We start from the raw sequence: 18538 nt of genomic DNA on the forward strand, positions 1-18538 counted from the left end.
AGAATATATATTCATTAATTTCGCCAAAAGTTGTATATTTTCACAAATATAATAAAAATACATTGACTTAGCATAAAAATGCAACTATAATAAGCACCATCACATCAACAACATCAATGCGAAGAACAAAAGGGAGAGAACAATATGAAAAAAATATTTGCAGCTTTGCTGGCGGGTGCGCTGGCTATTTCTTTGGTGGCTTGTGGAACTTCAAGCTCTACCGCGTCGGTGGCATCGGCGGGGGATTCCTCTAAAGTAACTTCAGCCCCAGCATCCGAAACCCCAACACTGGATGCCATTAAACAAAAAGGCAAAATCGTAATGCTCACCTCAACCGGCTTTCCCCCATATGAATATTTGGGCGATGACGGAAAGCCCGCAGGCGTGGATATCGATTTGGCACAGCTGGTAGCAGATGACCTTGGGGTTGAGCTGGAAGTAATTGATATGAACTTTGACCTTTTAATTGATGCACTGAAAAGTGGAAAAGGTGACTTTATTGCAGCCGGCATGACGGCCAATGAAGAGCGCGCTACCCACATTGACTTTTCGCAAAGCTATACGGCCAATGGACTTTTAATGGTAGTCGCAGCGGGGAATGACACCATCAAAACAGCTGCCGACCTTGCAGGCAAAACCATTGCAGTGCAAAGCGGCACCACCGCTGACCTTTATGCAAACGACGAGGTTAAGGGTGCCAAAGTGCTCACCTTTAAAACTCCGATTGAGGCGGGCACCGCAGTGGCAGGTGGTAAAGCAGACGTTGCAATCATCGACAATCTGCCTGCAAAATCAATCGCAGAAAGTTCCAATGGTAAACTGCAGGTCATCGAAGGCTTTATTACCGAAGAGCCGATGGCAATGGGCATTGCAAAAAATCAAGAAGACCTTGTTGAAGAGATTGATAAAGTGCTTGCAGCCGCAGTAAAAGACGGTACGGTGGAAGCCTTGACCGATAAACACTACGAAATTGCCGGCGCATAAGCCGGTACAAAATCTTCGGCCAAAGGTGCCTTAAAAGAAAGGAGCAAGCTGTGGAAAAAATCGGTTCTGACCTTTACGCCGCGCTGATTGTGGGTGAACGGTGGAAAATTTATCTCGAAGGACTTGCAAATACGCTGCTGCTTTCGCTGATTGCTTGTCTTGTAGGCGTTTTGATTGGGGTTACCGTTGCGTTACTAAAAACCGCCGCAGCAGGCAAAAAATCTGTCGGCTGGCGCGTCATTGCCGGTATTTGCGAGTTTTACACTACCGTAATTCGAGGCACCCCGGTCATTGTGCAGCTGCTTATTTTATATGTGCTGGTGTTCAACAGCAGCTTTGCCGCCTGCATTGCCGGGTTTGGCATCAATTCAGGGGCATATGTATCCGAAATTATCCGCTCCGGCATTGCGTCAATTGACCCCGGTCAGATGGAAGCCGGACGGAGCTTAGGACTTCCACAAGGCAAAACAATGCGGCTGATTATTTTGCCGCAGGCTGTAAAAAACATTTTGCCCGCGCTGTTTAACGAGTTTATTGCACTCATCAAAGAAACCAGCGTGGCGGGGTACATTGCCGGGCGCGATTTGACCAAAATGTCTGACGCGCTGCGGCTGCGTACTTATAATTCGATGCCGCTTTTTATTGCGGCTGCAATTTATCTGGCCCTTGTGGTGGGATTAACGGCAGTGCAAAAACGTTTGGAGAGGAGGCTTGCGCGCAGTGATCGAAGTTAAAGGACTTGAAAAAACATTTGGAGAAAACCAGGTGCTGCGTGGTATTAGCGAAACCATTCGCAAAGGCGAAAAAGTCGCTGTAATTGGGCCCTCCGGCTCCGGCAAAAGCACATTTTTGCGCTGTTTAAATCTGCTGGAAACACCAACCGCGGGCCAGATTTTTTTAGAAGATACCGAGCTGACCTCAGCGCAATGCGATGTTAATGCAGCACGCCGCAGCATGGGCATGGTGTTTCAACATTTTCACCTGTTTCCACATCTCACAGTGCGCCAAAATATTACGCTCGCACCGGTACAGCTGGGGCTGATGACCCAGCCGCAGGCAGACGAAAAGGCCGACGCACTGCTAGCGCGCATCGGCCTTTTAGAAAAAGCTGAAACCTACCCCAATATGCTCTCCGGTGGGCAAAAGCAGCGGGTTGCCATTGTACGTGCTTTGGCGATGAACCCGGAAGTGCTACTGTTTGATGAGCCGACGAGCGCCCTGGATCCCGAAATGGTGGGCGAGGTTCTGGATTTGATTCGTGAAGTGGCAGCCGAAGGAATGACGATGGTAATTGTCACCCATGAAATGGGCTTTGCCCGCGAAGTTGCAAACCGCGTTCTCTTCATCGATGAAGGCATTGTGGTAGAGCAAAACGAGCCGGTTTCTTTTTTTGAACACCCGCAAAACGAGCGCCTGAAAAGCTTTTTATCAAAAGTATTGTGAGGGCCGAAAAGCCAAACAAGGCAATAGATTCAAAGGAGATTTTGAGATGAAACAGAAAAGCTATCAAAAAGTAGTGCTTGCCTATTCCGGCGGGCTGGATACCTCCATTATTATCCCCTGGCTGAAAGAAAATTACGGCTGCGAAGTCATTGCAGTATCCGGCAATGTCGGGCAGGCAGACGAGCTGGAAGGTTTGGAAGAAAAAGCGCTTAAAACCGGGGCATCTAAGCTCTACGTCGAAGACCTCACCGAGGCATTTGTTGAAGATTACATCTGGCCTACCTTAAGAGCCGGTGCAAAATACGAAGGAACCTACCTTCTGGGCACCAGCTTTGCGCGCCCTATCATTGCCAAACGCATTGTAGAAATTGCAAAAGCAGAAGGCGCAGATGCCATTTGCCACGGCTGCACCGGCAAAGGCAACGACCAGGTGCGCTTTGAGCTGGCTATCAAAGCCTTTGCACCGGAGATGGAAATTATCGCCCCCTGGCGTATCTGGGATATTAAAAGCCGGGATGAGGAAATTGACTATGCTGAGGCACATCATATTCCACTGAAAATCAGCAGAGAAACGAACTATTCCAAGGACAAAAACTTGTGGCATCTCTCGCACGAGGGACTGGATTTGGAAGATCCTGCAAACGAGCCAAAGTACGAAGAAATTCTGGAACTTGGCGTATCACCCGAAAAAGCACCCGATGCCCCGACCTATGTGACGGTGCAGTTCGAAAAGGGAGTCCCCACCGCAGTAAACGGCGAAGTGATGGAAGGCGTTGCGTTGATTGCGAAGCTCAACGAGCTTGGCGGTGCAAACGGCATTGGCATTATCGACATCGTAGAAAATCGTTTGGTTGGCATGAAAAGTAGAGGTGTGTATGAAACTCCGGGCGGCACGATTCTCTACCACGCCCACGAAGTGTTGGAGACCATCTGTCTGGATAAAGAAACAATGCACGTTAAAGCCAGCATTGCTCAAAAATATGCAGACCTTGTTTACAATGGGCAGTGGTTCACGCCGCTTCGAGAGGCACTGGATGCTTTTGTGGAAACTACGCAGCAAACTGTTACCGGCGAAGTGAAAATGAAGCTGTATAAAGGCAATATCATGAATGCCGGAGTAAAAAGTCCCTATACACTTTATGACGAGGCCACAGCCTCTTTTGGTGAGGACGATGGATACAATCAGGCTGATGCAGAAGGCTTTATCAACCTGTTTGGCCTGCCGATTAAAGAGTACGCAAAGCTGTCGAAAAACTGGTAAATTAAAGAGCTGCCGCAGGCAAAAAAGAATGCTAGGTGAAAAGAATGTTTAAATACGCAATTACAAGAAAACCTTGTAAGGCAATGATTAATGGCCTTACCGACCACCCGGAGTTGGGTGTGCCGGATTACGAAAAAGCGCTGGAGCAGCATGCTACATATGTGAAAACACTGGAAGCGCTGGGTGCGAAAGTAACCGTGCTGGAGCCGGAGGAGGACTACCCGGACAGCTGCTTTGTAGAAGATGTGGCTGTGCTGCTGCCGCAGTGTGCGGTACTTACCCGTCCCGCGACCGAAAGCCGCGTAGGGGAGGTTGCTCTCATGGCACCATTACTCCAACAGTTTTACCCCGAAGAAAAGATATTTCAAATTACCGCACCAGCCACGCTCGAGGGCGGCGATGTGATGAAGGTAGGTGACACCCTGTATGTGGGGCTTTCGCAGCGGAGCAATGCGGAGGGCGCAGCTCAGCTTGCAAAATACATTGCACCTTTCGGCTACAAAGTAGTCGGCGTCCCGTTTGAAGGGGTACTGCACCTGAAAACAGGAGCGGTTTATCTGGAAGAAGGACAGATGCTGATGAAAGAAGATTTTAAGAGCAAAATCGCTTTTGCAGAATACGAAAAGCACATTGCGCCGCAACAGGAAGACTATGCCGCTAACTGTGTATGGTTTAATGGCGCAGTGATTGTGCCGGAAGGATACCCGGAGGTACTGCAAACCGTGCAAAAAGCTGGCTATCAAACAGTGCAGTGCGACACCGGCGAGTTTAAAAAAATTGATGGCGGGCTTTCCTGTCTCTCGCTGCGGTTTACACCCGCTTTTGCATAAATAGAGAAGTTTTACGATTTCATTAAAAGCAAGACAAGTGGACATATCAAGGAATTTACTTCCTGATATGTCCACTTAAAAGTGTGGCTGATATTTTATGAGGTTTAGCTACAAAAGCAAAAAAGAACTTATGAAAATAAAAGTTTAACGCAAAGAAAATTTTCGCGTGCTCAGGGCTCTCACTTCGTTTACTAACACAGCATGGCAACTACCACCGCAATGTGGTAAAATAAGCATAGAGCTGCACAGAAAAGCGGCCGCACAGAAAGCGGTGGACGATTTGACGATACGAGATATGGAATATATTGCGGCGATTGCAAAAGAAAAGAGCATGACCAAAGCCGCCGCGCAGTTGTTTGTTGCACAGCCGGCGCTGAGCCAATGTGTGCGCAAGCTTGAAAAAGAGCTTGGCATCACTCTTTTTTTGCGCACGGTTACAGGCGTTTGCCCCACGGCAGAAGGTGAATGCTTTTTGCGCTTTGTAGAGAAAACATTGGCAGAACGCACTAATTTTGAGAAAGAGCTGGTAGACCTCTCGCTCTCGCAAAGCGAAGGCGGAGCGGTTCGTCTCGGCTTTTCCGGTGCACAGGCCGCATTTGTGCTTCCTCATTTTTTAACCAATTTTCGAGTTCAGCATCCGTCCATTGAGCTGCAACTGGTGGAAGCTTCAAGCGATACAATCGAAAAAGGCATTGAAGCAGGAGAAATCGACATTGGTATTCTGCATCTGCCAATCGCAAGTCCACGACTGGATTATTTTGAGCTCAGCCGAGATCGGTTCGTTATCATCCCCCGCAGTTGCGGCGCGTACGAGCAGTATATCTACTATAAAGAGGGCGAGAAGCTGCCCTATTTGAATATTGGTTTTTTGAAAAATGAGCCTTTGGTGCTTACGCAGCAAGGCCAGCGCAGTCGTATTGCATGCAACCAGATTTTTGAAAAAGCAGGCATTTTGCCACAGGTGAGGCAAGAGGTGCAGCATATCGGTACGCTGGACGCTTTAACCCTTGTAGACTATGCCTCGACGCTGCTGCCCGAAAAGCAGCTGACCGAGGATATCAAACGCCGGGGCTACTTTTTAATCGACGAAAAGTACAGCGTATCTTACGCCTTTGTTGTCTGCACTTTAAAGGACGCCTACTTATCAAAAGCCAGTCGTCAGTTGCTGAATCGCTTACAGGAAATACAATATACCTTTTAATTTACGAGAGCACGGTGGTTTACCGTGCTCTTTTTGTTTGGGCATAACAAAGGCTTATGTGGGCCAACTGGAATTGTTATTTAACAAACACTTCAAGCTCTGTTATCATAAAATCAGAGGAACTTTAGCCAGCTTGCTTGGGTGAAAACAGCCCTGTCTAAGCCGGCCGAAGTTTAGAAACCAAAACAGATATTTTGCATCTCTCTAAGAAAAGAAAGGAGCATTGAATGAAAATTATAAAAGCAGCGGTTGCAGGCACGCTGGAGTCCAGCGATATTCGCATAATGCTTTGCCCGCGAGAAGAGCATGGCATTGAAATTGAGCTGGACAGTGTGGTGAAAGCACAGTTTGGCCCTGCCATAGAGCACACAGTGAAACAAGCGCTTGCAGAGTTTGACATCCAAGACGCCTTTGTGCAGCTGCAAGACAAAGGTGCACTTGACTGCGTCATCAAAGCAAGGATGCAATGTGCTATTTGCCGTGCCTGTGAGATTACTTACGACTGGACAAAGGAGGATGCGCAGAATGAGCAATAACCATTTAAAGCGCACCAGCCTTTATGTGGGCGGCTCCAGCCCCAGCAAAATGTTGGATGCCCGGTTTTACCATGAGGACTGCATTGTTTACGACCTGGAAGATGCAGTTGCAGCAACCGATAAAGACGCGGCACGCTTTTTGATTTATCAGGCTGTGCGCTGCCACCGCCCGCCGAATAAATATGTCCTTATTCGTGTCAACGGCATTTACTCTGATTTTATTGCAGAGGATTTGCAGGCCGCCGTGCGTGCACGACCGGATGCTATCCGGCTGCCCAAAGTAGAAAGAGCCTGCGAGGTGCAGCAAATTGATGCTGCCATTACCGCTATTGAAGCGGCGGCAGGCATTCCTTTGGGGCAAACAGAACTTTGGTGTAATATCGAATCGCCGCTGGGAGCGACAAACGCAAAAGAAATTGCGACAGCAAGCCCACGTGTGGTTGCAATGGCACTTGGCGCAGAAGATTATACTGCAAGCATGGGGGCGCAGCGGTCCAAGGCTGGCTGGGAGATTTTTTATGGCCGTATGCAGGTGCTGGAGGCCTGCCGCCTTGCAGGTATTTCCGCGCAGGATGCGGTTTTCTCAGATATCAATGATGCGGAAGGCTTGCAGGAAGATTTAAAGATGACCCGAGGTCTTGGCTTTGATGGTAAAACCGTTGTGCATCCACGGCAAATTGACCTTGTAAATGCGGCGTTTACCCCCACCACCAAAGAAATACGCAATGCGATGAAGGTGATGGAAGCGTTGCAAGAAGGGGCGCGCAACAACACTGGTGTTGTCGTTGTGGATGGCAGTATGGTAGATAAGCCGATGGAAATTCGCGCAAAAACAATTCTCGCGCAGGCCAAAGCAGCCGGCATAGAAACGGGGGAATGGCTGAAATGATAAAGAACAGTTTAGGGCGTGAGCTGCCCGAGCAAATTGGAGATTACGTTGTGCGCCCTTACCAGACGGCACAGGGCGTACCGCCCAGCACAGGCCCGGTAGTTACAAGACGTACAGCAGAGCACCGCCAGCGGGGCGAAGAAAAGTTGCAGCCCACCCTTGCCGATGCGATACGCGCTGCCGGCCTTGCGGACGGGATGACGATTTCTTTTCATCACAGCTTTCGGGAAGGTGACCTTGCTGTGGGGCAGGTGCTTGCAGCCATTCGCAGTCTGGGCATTAAAAATCTGCGGTTTGCGCCCAGTGCAGTGGTTAACCTCAAAAATTTTTCACTGGCAGAATATGTGCAGGACGGCACAATTACCAGTGTAGAAGCAAGCGGAATCCGCGGCGAGCTTGGAGACGGTATCATCAATGGCATCATTACGATGGAAAAACCGGCCATACTGCGCCCCCACGGAGCAAGGCCTCGTGCCATAGAGGCGGGTGAACTGCAAATTGATGTCGCGTTTATTGCAGCCTCCGCAGCAGATAGCTATGGTAACTGTACAGGGCAGATTGGTGCGAACCCATGCGGCAGTCTGGGGTATTCTTTTGTTGATGCGCATAACGCAGGCCGTGTGATTGTGCTCACCGATACACTGGTCCCTTACCCCTGCTGCCCGGTCAGCATCAGTCAGCAGTATGTTGACTATGTGGTGAAAGTTGATGAGATTGGAGATCCGCAGAAAATCGGTGCAGGCGCGGCACGGCTTACCAAAAACCCGCGTGACCTTATGATTGCCGAGCAGGTAGCAGACGTGATTGCTGCTTCGCGACGCTTTGAAGAAGGCTTCTCTTTTCAAACAGGCGCTGGCGCAATCAGTATTGCCTGCACCAAGTTTTTGGCAGACCGGATGAAAACACGTGGCGTGACGGCAAGCTTTGCGCTGGGCGGTATCACGGCAGCCATCATTGAAATGTACGATGCGGGGCAGATACGTGCCGTGGAATGCAGCCAGTCTTTTGATGCAGTTGCTGCAAATGCAATTGCAAGCCGCAGCGGAGTGGTCGAAATTGATAATGCTGATTACTCAAACGCATACAGCAAAGGCGGATTTTTGAACCATCTTGATTTTGGTGTGTTGGGGGCACTCGAGGTCGATACGGATTTTAATGTCAACATCCTTACCGGTTCCTCCGGGCAGATGATGGGCGGCCTTGGCGGTGGCCCTGACGTTGCTGCCGGTGCCGCAATTTCTATCGTTGCGCTGCCCATCGTAAGAGGACGGACCCCTTCTATTGTGCGGCATGTGTTCACTTGCTGCACCCCTGGTGAAACGGTGGCATGCGTGGTCACCCAAGCGGGGATTGCCCTAAACCCGCGCCATTTACGTTATGAAGAGCTGAAGCAGGATTTGCGGAACGCAGGGCTGCCGCTGGTAGCTATCGAAGAGTTGCAGCAGCTTGCCCAGTCAATCACCGGCGTGCCGCAGCCGATTGCAACGACCGAAAAAGTGGTGGCGATTGTAGAATACCGCGATGGAACAGTGGTAGACGTGATACGTCAGATTAAAAACAACGCAGAATAAAAAGAAAAGCAGCCGTGTGAAGTTATCACGGCTGCTTTTTTCTTTGCATTGTACCAAAGCAAGGGGAAAAGAAAAAGCGCGCTGGCTACTTGCCAGCGCGCTTTTTAAGTTGGTTTGCAGAGAATTGGTTTTGTTAAAAATCGTTAGCAACGATAATATCGGTGAGTTCTTCTGCAAACTGGCGGATGTCGATGCCCTTGGTAAAGGTAAGGCAGGTGCCGGAGGGGAAGCGAGTTTTTTCAATCCACGCGGCGGGCATCTGGCTTGCGCCGTATTTTGCACCTAAAATTACGCCTGCAACAGCGCCGATGGTATCGGCATCGCGCCCAAAGTTGCCAGCAAGCGTTACCCCGGTGCGGAAATCTTTGTTCATAGCTTTCAGGCAGACAAATGCAGAGGGCAGTGCCTCGGCAGTTGTTGCCCAAGAGCTGGTCCACAGCGCATCATGAATGCGCATCCATGCTTCCAGCAGGTTGCCGTTGCACTCGTCTAAAATTCCAAAAGCCTGCTGCATATTGTAATGCAGCCAAGAGTCTTCGGGAATTGCAGCCATCACTGCATCAAAAATCTCGTCCATCGTACCGTCTACCATGGCAACAGCAACGGCGGCAGCAACTGCCTGCGCGCCCCAAATGCCGTCACGGTAGTGGCTGATTTCTGATTCAATACGGGCGAATTCTTTCGCTTTTTCTACGTCACCGGCACACAAAATACCGATGGGTCCAATGCGCATTGAAGAACCGTCGCTCATGTGGAAAGTGTTGAATTTGCCGGAGAGAGGAGGCATCAACCCTTTGCGCAGATTGTTGGCAGCTTCAATTTCGCTGGCACCGCCGCGTTTGTATTCGTCCTGTGTAACGACATCTTCCATCCAGGATTTTACCACTTCTTCACTGGTCAGTTTGCCCTTGCAGCGAATCAGGGTTTTCGCGGTCAACAGGGCAAACTCGGTATCGTCAGTGCTCCACGAGGCACCCTTGTTAAAGTCAGTTGTCACCGCATAGTTAACGCGGTTTTCCTGCTTGCGGGAGGCATCGCCGAATGAATCGCCGATAGCAAGGCCGGACAAAGCGCCGTAAACCTTGTCAAACACGCGGTCCCTGTCTTGGATAAATTCCTTTTTAGATAACATAATTTTAAACACCTTTTCTGAATGGATTTGTTTTGCGAACAGGTTATGGACTTGGTGGGTTAGCCCAGTTTTTCGGTCAGAACAGCAGAGAAATCATCGCCGCCGGCCTGGTTCCATTTCTGTACAAACTCATCAAATGCCGAAATCGGTTTGACGCCGCGGATGATATCTGCTGCGTACTCGTTGTAGTAGTTGGTCATAGCATCCCACTGCGGTGCCATGTCTTCGGGAATCAGAATGTTGGTATCCTGCACCATGTATTTTGCAGCAGCGTCCAGAGAAGCGGTTGCGGGCGCGCTGAAAACAGGCTCAGCAAGAGACGGGTCCTTCGGCTCGAAGGTATTCATGGTATCCCAGAAACGAGCCCACCACTCGGGGAATTTTTCGGTAAAGACAATCTTGTTGTCGGTGACATTGTAGTGAACGCCTTCGATGCCGACTTTGTCGAGCACACGGCCTTCGGGGCTTGCCATAAACTCAAGTACAGCAAAAGCTGCATCTTTGTTCTGAGAATCTGCGTTCAGTGCAAAGCCGCGAGATTCTTTGGTAACGTCTACCGAGGTGTAAGCTTGAGAAACGCCTTTTGCCGGGGGCAGCACGTCGAGGAATGCCGCGTCGCCATTGACAGAAGTCATCTTGTTGTTGTAAATCTGGATAACAGCGCCTGCGGTGCCGGAGAGTACGCCAACTTTGCCGTCATAGAATTTCTGCTCCATCACGTCCCAGGTGTTGGTTAAAAACTCGGGATCCAGCAGGCCGTCTGCGTACAGTTTTGCATAGAATTCAAGTTTTGCTTTTTCAGCCTGGCTGGCTTTACTGAAGACCCATTTGCCGTCTTCTTTTACGACCGAGGCAGTAATGCCGAATGCATGGTTGAAGATGCTGTCAAGGCGAGCCGTAGAGCCGTCAGCAGTGATGCCGTACTCTGCAAGGCCTTTGTCCTTCATCTCTTTGAAGAAAGCGTAGTAGTTGTCGGGGGTGGGGTCTGCAACCAGAGCTTTGTAGCTGTCGAGCTGCTGTGCCCAATCATCGCGGATAACCGGGGTGTATGTACGAGGAGGAGCGAGCCACAGCAGGTACGGATAGTTTGCCATTTTGGTTGCGTTGGCTTCATCCATCAATGCTTTTACATAGGTGGATTTTTCAATGTAGGGAGTCAAATCTTCGAGCAGGCCTTGCTGCGAAACAGCGAGATCGCCGCCCTGGAAGTAAACAAGATCTGCATCAATCTCACCGTTCATCATAGCAAGGGGAACCGCAGTGGAATAGCTGCTTGCAGGCGGCTCTTCAAATACTACATTTACGTACTGGCCATTTTCAGCCATTTTTTCATTGATGTTTTTGGCGAGCAGCTTGACATCCTCCTCATCGGGGAAAACGTCTTTGATCATGATTTTTACATCGACGGGGGCATCGGCACTGCCAATTGTGCCGGCTTCGCTGGAAGCGCCGCTCTGGGGTGCCGAGGCAGATGTGCTTTGGGAAGAACCGCCGCACCCTACCAAAGAGGTGGTGAGCAGAGCAAGTGCCAAAGCAAGTGAAACAAACTTTCTCATAATAACCTCCAATTTTATTTTTGTGTCCGGGGAAAATGAACGCTTATTCTTTTACGCCGCCTTCCATCACGCCTTTGGTATAGTATTTTAAGACAAGCGGGTAAATCATAAGAATGGGGATGATTGCCACGATAATCGTGGCGTATTGCAGAGCCGTAAAATCAAGCTGTGCAAGCTCATTGTAATTAAGCAGGTTCTGGGTGCCAATCAAGGTGGTGACGTCGCCATCTACGATGAATTTTCTTAAAATGACCTGCAAGGGTACTTTTTTAATGGAGGAGATGTAAATACCTGCGCGGAAGTATTCGTTCCACCGCAGCACGCCGTAAAACATCGTCAAGGTGGCGATACCCGCTTTGGAAAGCGGCGCGATAACGGAAAACAATGTGCGCAAATGCCCTGCACCGTCGATGCGTGCGGCCTCGCAAAGAGACGGAGGAACCGCTTCAAAGTACCGCATCATGATAATCAGATAGTAAACGTTGACCGACATCGAAAGGATAACAGACCATTGGCTGTTCATCAGCCCCAGCGCTTTGACTACCATGTATTCCGGCACAATGCCCGGGTCAAACAGCATCATTACGATGAAAAATATCATTAAAATCTTTTTGCCGACAAGGTTGGGGCGGGTGAGTACATATGCTGCGGTTATAGTTAGGAAAATATTGATGATGGTGCCCACCAGCGTGATGAAAATGGAGTTGAAGATGGAGGGAACCAGATTTTTGTTGCTGAACAGCACCTCGTAGTTGATAAGGGTAAAGCCTTTCGGAATAATCGAAAGACCGCTCATCGAAGGAGAGAGCGCAGGATCGGAAAGCGAACGCGCCAAAATGTGCAGCAGAGGAATAATCATTGTAAGCGTGAGGAGCATCATAAATGCCATCAAGACAATCTGCAAAATACTGAATTTTTTCTTTTTCATGCTTACCACACTCCTTCGCCGGTGAGCTTTTTAGAGGTGATATGGGTTAGGTAAACCAGTATCACGCCGACGACGCCTTTGATGAGAGAAACAGCTGTTGCAATAGAATACTGTGCATTTTCGATACCAACACGGTAGATATATGTATCCAGAATATCGATGACACTGTTGACTGCAGGATTAGTAAAGTTAAACACCTGGTCAAAACCGGCCGACATAAAGAAGCCGAGATTGAGGATGAACACGGTGGTCATCGGGATAATAAGTGCGGGGAATATGATGTGCTTGATAATATCCCAGCGGTTTGCGCCATCCATCAGTGCTGCCTCGTACAAATCGGGGCTGATGCCGATGATGGCGGTGTAGAAGATGATCGAGTCCCAACCTAGGCTGCGCCAACCTTCGGAAAAGAACAAAACCCAGCGAATTGCACCTTTGCTGGTCATCAGGTCTACGGGTCCTGCGCCGAACCAGGCGAGAATTTCGTTCAATGCTCCGTTGGAAGGGGCGAGAAACGACATCCAAATACCGGCGATAACGACCCAAGAAAGAAAGTGCGGGAGGTAAGAGACGACCTGCACATACTTACGAAACTTGTTATGCCGCAGCTCGTTGAGCATAATTGCGAAAACCACAAAAAGAGGGAACAGCAAAACATATTTCATAAAGCTGATAATTAAAGTGTTTTTTAAGATGTCTGCAAAAGCAGGCGATTTAAAAATCATCTTAAAATATTTCAGCCCGGCAAAGGTCCAGTCGCCCTTGGCTTTATAGTTGTAAACAGCAAGCCGCATGTTTATCATGGGCCATACGCGGAAAATGCAAAAATAGATAAGCGTAGGTGCCAGTAGGAGATAAAGCGTTCTGTCCTGCCACATCCGGTGCAAGGTGCGGCGAGGATTTCGCTTGTGTTCTTTGTTTTTAAGCATAGTGGCCTCCGTTTTAAGTAACCGGTTTCTCTGTTAAACTCATTATAAAGACTTTCTAAAGCTATTTCAATGGTGCTTTTGTACATATTTGAGCAGTATTTTTCTATATTTAAGAAGAAAATTTCGCACGATTCTTGTAAAAGAAAGAAAAAATGCGAAATATTTAAGAAAGCGTTTTCTTAGAACGTCTTCAAAAAGAAAAAGTCCGCCCAAAGGCGGACTCTAAATTATGCAAGAAGGTCTATCTTCCGTATTCTTCATCATATTCGCGAGGTTTTGTTGTTTCGCGCAAAACCAGCTGCGGTTCAATTACGGTATGGGGAAACTTAACTTCTTCGCCCTCAATTACTTTAACAAGCTGCTTTGCTATGTGCTGCGCCATATCGTAGTGAGGTTTGGAAATGGTGGAAAGCGGGGGATTGAACACACTCGAAAGCTCAATATTATCAAAGCCGACCACTTCAATATCCTCTGGCACGCGGATGCCCTGCTTGAGCAGCTGCGACACAACGCCAATTGCAATCAGGTCGCTGCCTGTCATAATAGCGTCAAACTCCACGTGTTTATCCAGCAGCTCCATAACGGCTTTTTTGCCGTAGTCAATGCTGTATTCGCCGCTGATAATCAGCTCTGGAAATACTGGCAGTCCGGCTGCGGTATGTGCTTGATGATATCCTTCCAAACGCTGACGAGAACCTGAGATATCCGGGTTGCCCTCAATGTACACAATGCGGCGGTTGCCCCCGCGGATTAAATAAGAAGCTGATTTATAAGCGCCTTTCACGTTATCGCCAGAAATGCTTGCATCGCTTAGGGAGCTGTCGAAGGTGCGGCCAAGTAAAACCAGCGGCACCCGATATTGACGAAACTGTGAAAGAAACTCATGGTTAGAGATGCCCGAGCAGAGAATGATGCCATCCACCCGTTTATCAATTAAAGAAAGCAGGTGGCGCGCTTCACGCTCTGGCTGGTAATCTGAGTTGCAGACAATGACAGCATAATCCTTGGTGTCCATGTAATCGGTGATGCCTTTGATGATTTTGGGATAAAAGAAGTTAGAAACATCCGGGATGATAACACCGATGGTATTGGAACGGGAAGTCGCGACACTGCGCGCGAGTGCATTGGGGCGATAGCCCATCTCCTGTATGGTGGCCAGCACTTTTTGGCGCGTTTCTTCGCCTACACCATTGGGGTTGTTGTTGATAACACGCGAAACAGTAGACTTAGATACGTTGCAGATCTGTGCGATTTCAGCGATGCTGTATTTACGGTTTGGTAGCACAAAGTCATCTCCTTATCCTCTGACCGGCAGTGCCCCGCACTTAAGGCAAAGGGCAAATATTTTGCTGAAAACTTATTTTGCATCTATCCAAAAGGCATTTTTCTTTTGTTTATCATAACATTATAAGTAAAATAATGGCAAGTACAAACGGATGCTTGCGAAAGTACAAAAGACTTGCAAAGCCCAAAAGTGTGTACTATAATGCAGTTAAGAAACCGGTTACTCAAATTATATCGTGTGATTGAAAGGACGTCAATATGATAAACTGTTATTTAGAAAAAGTTTATGCCGGGTTCCTTGGCATGAACATTGGCATCCGCCTCGGGGCACCTGTAGAACCTACCATCTGGACCTATGAGCGGATTCAGTCTACCTATGGCGATATTACCGATTATGTAAAAGAGTATAAAAACTTTGCTGCAGATGACGATGCAAACGGCCCTGTATTTTTTCTGCGGGCGCTTTATGATGATGCAAAAGACCGCGAGTTGACCTCGCAGGACGTGGCCCGTGCATGGCTGAACTACGCCCGCGAAGGTGTGGGCATGTTTTGGTGGGGCGGCTATGGCACCAGCACCGAGCATACTGCGTACTTAAACCTCAAAAACAACATTCCTGCGCCGCTGTCCGGCTCGATTGAGCAAAACGGTGAGATTTTAGCAGAGCAGATTGGCGGCCAGATTTTTATTGATACCTGGGGCCTCGTAAATCCCGCAAATCCTAAAAAAGCTGCGGATTATGGCGCAGCAGCCGCCAGCGTGTCGCATGACGGCAACGGCGTTTGGGGCGCACGGTTTATCTGTGCTGCCATTGCCAAAGCCTTTGAAACGAGCGATGTGCAGGAATTACTGGATGCAGGCATCGCAGAAATTCCCGAAGACTGCACCTACCGCCATGTCGTAGATGCAGTGCGTGCTTTCCACACAGCACATCCGGAAAACTGGCGCGATTGCCATGCCATGCTAATGCGCGACTGGGGCTATGATAAATACCAGGGCGTTTGCCACATTATCCCCAATGCAGGCGTTTGCATTATGGCACTGCTGTACGGCGAGGGCCGTTTTGACCGCACCGTAGAAATTGCCACAATGGCCGGCTGGGACACCGACTGCAATGCAGGCAACGTGGGCACTATTATGGGCGTCGCTTGCGGCATCGAGGGCTTGCCTGCCCATTACCGGGCTCCCATCAACGATAGTATCGTTTGTTCGGGCATTTCCGGCTACTTAAATATTCTCGATATTCCCACCTACGCGAAAGAAGTTGCACTGCTGGGTTACCGGCTGGCGAATGAAGCAGCACCGCAGAAGTTGCAGCAGAGCTGCCGCCTGGGCGAGGTTTTCTTTGACTTTGAAATTCCCGGCAGCACCCACAATATTCGCGTTTCGGACCCGTTCCTCTGCACGGCATCGCACAGCACAGAGCAGGCGTATGAGGGCAGTGGCTCGCTGAAAATTTTGATGGACCGACTGGTGCGCGGCAATCAATGCAAAATTTACTATAAACCGTTCTACACCCGCGATGAATTTTCTGACGAGCGTTACAGCCCGGTGTTCAGCCCCACGGTGTATCCGGGACAGACCGTTTCGATGAAACTTTATCTTGACCAGTGGAATGGCAACGAAACCCCGGGCGTAGCACCTTATATCCGTACCGCAGGGGATAAAAAGGACCATCTGCAAGGTTTTATTAAACTGAAACAGCATGAGTGGATTGACGTGACGTTTACAGTTCCTGATACACAGGGCGACGGGGTAGACGAAGTTGGCGTTGTGCTGGAGGGCTATGCGCCGGCCAGCTTTAAAACCTTAGGCCTTGTATACCTTGACAATTTCACCGTCAGCGGAAAATCTGCTTACTCGATTGCAATTCAAAAACAAAAACGCAATTTTGCGGCAATCACGCCATTCTCGATGGACCACGGCGCATGGGATTTGTATGGCGGAACGCTAAACCTGATGCGTAACGAGCCTTCTTTTGCTTATACAGGCAACTACTACGCCGAAAACTATGTTTTTGAAGCACCTGTCACACCGCGCCATGGAGAGAGCCATCTGCTGGTTTGCCGTGCGCAGGGCGCACAGCGTTGCTACGCCGCAGGATTTGATGAAAAGGGCAAAGCCGTGCTGCTGAAAAATGACTTTGGCTTCAGCACCCTTGCCTCGTGCGATTTTGACTGGAAAGAAAACCAGACTTATCGGATGGAACTGCGCTGCGAGCAGGATGAGATTACCCTTTTGGTAGACGGCAAAGTTCTGCTTAGCGCAAAAGATGAAGCATATGGCTACGGCATGTTTGGGTGTGGCTCCTGCCGCATGGGCCGTACTTCCTTTGGAGACTTTACCTATCGCGAACTGTAAGGAGGAAGCATGAAAATTTTAAGCTTTGGGTCGCTTAATATCGACAAAGTGTATACGGTGTCACATTTTATACGCCCCGGAGAGACTATGGCGGCTGTAACCCTCGAAGAGTTTTGCGGTGGCAAGGGACTCAACCAGTCTATTGCGCTTGCAAAGGCCGGTGCCGAAGTTTGGCACGCAGGCTGTGTGGGGGAACAAGATGGTGGTATGCTGATTGAGGCGTTGCGCGCCGCGCATGTGGATGTTTCGTTGGTGCAGCGGCTGCCTTGCCCTACTGGCCATGCCATGATTCAGGTGAATGAAGAAGGCCAAAACTGTATTTTGCTTTATGGCGGCGCAAACCAATGCATTACACGCGCCCAAATCAATCAAACGCTCGATTGTTTTGACCCCGGTGACTTTTTGATTTTGCAAAATGAGATCAATGAGCTGGACTATCTCATTACCAGTGCAAGCCGCCGCGGGTTAAAAATTGTGCTGAACCCTTCGCCGATGACCGAGGCGCTGCGAAAGCTGCCGCTGGAACTGGTGGATTATTTTGTACTCAACGAGATAGAGGCAAAGGATATCTGCGGCACCGAGCTGCCGGAAGAGGAATATCCAAACCAGCTGCAAAAAATGTACCCGCAGGCTAAAATTGTACTGACGCTGGGCGAAAAAGGCTCCATTTATCAAGACGGAGCGCTTCGGCTGGCGCAACAGGCAGTGAGGGTCGAAGCTGTGGATACCACCGCGGCGGGGGATACCTTTACCGGCTACCTGATTGCCGGTATTGCAGCGGGCGCCACCGCAAAGCAGGCCTTGCGCACTGCCACCTGCGCGGCGGCAATCGCAGTAGGGCGCAAAGGTGCGGCTCCTTCTATTCCTATAAAGCAGGAAGTAGCGGCTTTTGAACAAGAGACTTTTCAATAAATGATAGAAAATGAAGCGGAGGAACTTCTGGATGAAATTTTTTATTGATACCGCAAATGTGGAAGATATTAAAAAAGCAAATGACATGGGCGTAATCTGCGGTGTTACTACAAACCCCAGCCTGATTGCAAAAGAAGGCAGAGATTTTAACCAGGTCATCAGCGAGATTGCCTCGATTGTGGACGGCCCGATTTCGGGCGAGGTAAAGGCAACCACCGTGGATGCTGCGGACATGATTACCGAAGGCCGCGAAATTGCTAAAATTCATAAGAACATGGTAGTTAAAATCCCCATGACGACCGAAGGGTTGAAAGCAACCAAAGTGCTTTCCGCAGAGGGCATCCACTGCAATGTGACGTTGATTTTTTCGGCAAACCAGGCGCTGTTGGCAGCGCGGGCAGGTGCAGCTTATGTTTCTCCGTTCCTGGGCAGGCTCGACGATATTTCGCAACCGGGTATCGATTTGGTTCGCACCATTTCAGAAATGTTTGATTTGTACGACGATATCAAAACCGAGATTATCGCAGCCAGTGTGCGCAGCCCGATTCATGTAACCGAGTGTGCGCTTGCAGGTGCGGACATTGCAACGGTGCCGTATGCCGTGATTGAGCAGATGACAAAACATCCGCTGACCGATGCAGGCATTGCAAAATTTCAAAAGGATTACCTTGCGGTATTTGGCGCTTAAGGGCGTGATTGACACATTACTCGCAAAATGATT

Annotated in this window: 17 protein-coding genes; 12 read left to right on the forward strand and 5 right to left on the reverse strand. The window is 49.3% G+C overall.

Annotated elements, in window-relative coordinates; translation table 11 throughout:
• The first annotated feature begins 144 nt into the window (after window positions 1–144).
• The 9 genes from C1A11_RS08705 (at window position 145) to citF (ending at window position 8715) form a co-directional block, all read left to right on the forward strand.
• Complete coding sequence (locus C1A11_RS08705; RefSeq protein WP_102050088.1) at window positions 145–984, forward strand: ABC transporter substrate-binding protein; 840 nt, start codon at window positions 145–147, stop codon at window positions 982–984.
• Window positions 985–1034: 50 nt separating this feature from the next.
• Window positions 1035–1718, forward strand: coding sequence for an amino acid ABC transporter permease (locus C1A11_RS08710; RefSeq protein WP_102050089.1), 684 nt, complete (start codon window positions 1035–1037; stop codon window positions 1716–1718).
• A complete protein-coding gene (locus tag C1A11_RS08715) occupies window positions 1705–2427 on the forward strand; it encodes an amino acid ABC transporter ATP-binding protein (RefSeq protein ID WP_102050090.1) in 723 nt (240 codons plus the stop codon). Before C1A11_RS08710 ends, C1A11_RS08715 begins: the two co-directional genes overlap by 14 nt.
• Before the next feature lie 46 nt (window positions 2428–2473).
• Window positions 2474–3688: an argininosuccinate synthase gene (locus C1A11_RS08720; protein WP_102050091.1), complete on the forward strand. Its 1215-nt coding sequence runs from the start codon at window positions 2474–2476 to the stop codon at window positions 3686–3688.
• Window positions 3689–3732: 44 nt separating this feature from the next.
• Window positions 3733–4518 (forward strand): dimethylarginine dimethylaminohydrolase family protein, encoded by a 786-nt coding sequence (locus C1A11_RS08725; RefSeq protein WP_102050092.1) that lies wholly within the window; start codon window positions 3733–3735, stop codon window positions 4516–4518.
• Window positions 4519–4789: 271 nt separating this feature from the next.
• Window positions 4790–5719 carry a LysR family transcriptional regulator gene (locus C1A11_RS08730; protein ID WP_242965888.1) on the forward strand — a complete coding sequence of 310 codons (930 nt, stop codon included), beginning with the start codon at window positions 4790–4792 and terminating at the stop codon, window positions 5717–5719.
• 227 nt (window positions 5720–5946) lie between these two features.
• On the forward strand, window positions 5947–6255 hold the full coding sequence (gene citD, locus C1A11_RS08735) for a citrate lyase acyl carrier protein (RefSeq protein ID WP_102050094.1): 309 nt from the start codon (window positions 5947–5949) through the stop codon (window positions 6253–6255).
• The gene (locus tag C1A11_RS08740; protein ID WP_102050095.1) at window positions 6245–7144 is read left to right on the forward strand and encodes an HpcH/HpaI aldolase/citrate lyase family protein; all 900 of its coding nucleotides are present in this window, start codon (window positions 6245–6247) and stop codon (window positions 7142–7144) included. Before citD ends, C1A11_RS08740 begins: the two co-directional genes overlap by 11 nt.
• Window positions 7141–8715, forward strand: coding sequence for a citrate lyase subunit alpha (gene citF / locus C1A11_RS08745; RefSeq protein ID WP_242965889.1), 1575 nt, complete (start codon window positions 7141–7143; stop codon window positions 8713–8715). The genes C1A11_RS08740 and citF overlap by 4 nt, the downstream gene beginning before the upstream one ends.
• Before the next feature lie 133 nt (window positions 8716–8848).
• On the opposite strand, the gene C1A11_RS08750 is transcribed toward citF, so the two are convergent.
• The 5 genes from C1A11_RS08750 to C1A11_RS08770 all read right to left on the reverse strand — a co-directional run bounded on the left by C1A11_RS08750 (window position 8849) and on the right by C1A11_RS08770 (window position 14545).
• Window positions 8849–9847 carry an ADP-ribosylglycohydrolase family protein gene (locus tag C1A11_RS08750; protein WP_102050097.1) on the reverse strand — a complete coding sequence of 333 codons (999 nt, stop codon included), beginning with the start codon at window positions 9845–9847 and terminating at the stop codon, window positions 8849–8851.
• Window positions 9848–9906: 59 nt separating this feature from the next.
• A complete protein-coding gene (locus C1A11_RS08755; RefSeq protein WP_102050098.1) occupies window positions 9907–11403 on the reverse strand; it encodes an extracellular solute-binding protein in 1497 nt (498 codons plus the stop codon).
• A gap of 43 nt (window positions 11404–11446) precedes the next feature.
• Entirely contained in the window at window positions 11447–12331 is an 885-nt protein-coding gene (locus tag C1A11_RS08760) for a carbohydrate ABC transporter permease (RefSeq protein WP_102050099.1), read from the reverse strand.
• Between the two features lie 2 nt (window positions 12332–12333).
• The gene (locus C1A11_RS08765; protein ID WP_242965891.1) at window positions 12334–13260 is read right to left on the reverse strand and encodes an ABC transporter permease; all 927 of its coding nucleotides are present in this window, start codon (window positions 13258–13260) and stop codon (window positions 12334–12336) included.
• A 241-nt stretch (window positions 13261–13501) separates the two neighbouring features.
• Window positions 13502–14545: a LacI family DNA-binding transcriptional regulator gene (locus C1A11_RS08770; RefSeq protein ID WP_102050100.1), complete on the reverse strand. Its 1044-nt coding sequence runs from the start codon at window positions 14543–14545 to the stop codon at window positions 13502–13504.
• A 257-nt stretch (window positions 14546–14802) separates the two neighbouring features.
• On the opposite strand from C1A11_RS08770, the gene C1A11_RS08775 reads away from it, so the two are divergent.
• The 3 genes from C1A11_RS08775 to fsa are packed head-to-tail and all read left to right on the forward strand — an operon-like array spanning window position 14803 to window position 18505.
• Entirely contained in the window at window positions 14803–16905 is a 2103-nt protein-coding gene (locus C1A11_RS08775; protein WP_102050101.1) for an ADP-ribosylglycohydrolase family protein, read from the forward strand.
• Between the two features lie 9 nt (window positions 16906–16914).
• Window positions 16915–17817, forward strand: a complete 903-nt coding sequence (locus C1A11_RS08780; RefSeq protein WP_102050102.1) for a ribokinase — start codon at window positions 16915–16917, stop codon at window positions 17815–17817.
• A 31-nt stretch (window positions 17818–17848) separates the two neighbouring features.
• Window positions 17849–18505 (forward strand): fructose-6-phosphate aldolase, encoded by a 657-nt coding sequence (fsa, locus tag C1A11_RS08785; protein ID WP_102050103.1) that lies wholly within the window; start codon window positions 17849–17851, stop codon window positions 18503–18505.
• Window positions 18506–18538 lie beyond the last annotated feature (33 nt).

This window comes from Pygmaiobacter massiliensis (genome assembly GCF_900199435.1).
GTDB lineage: Bacteria > Bacillota > Clostridia > Oscillospirales > Ruminococcaceae > Pygmaiobacter > Pygmaiobacter massiliensis.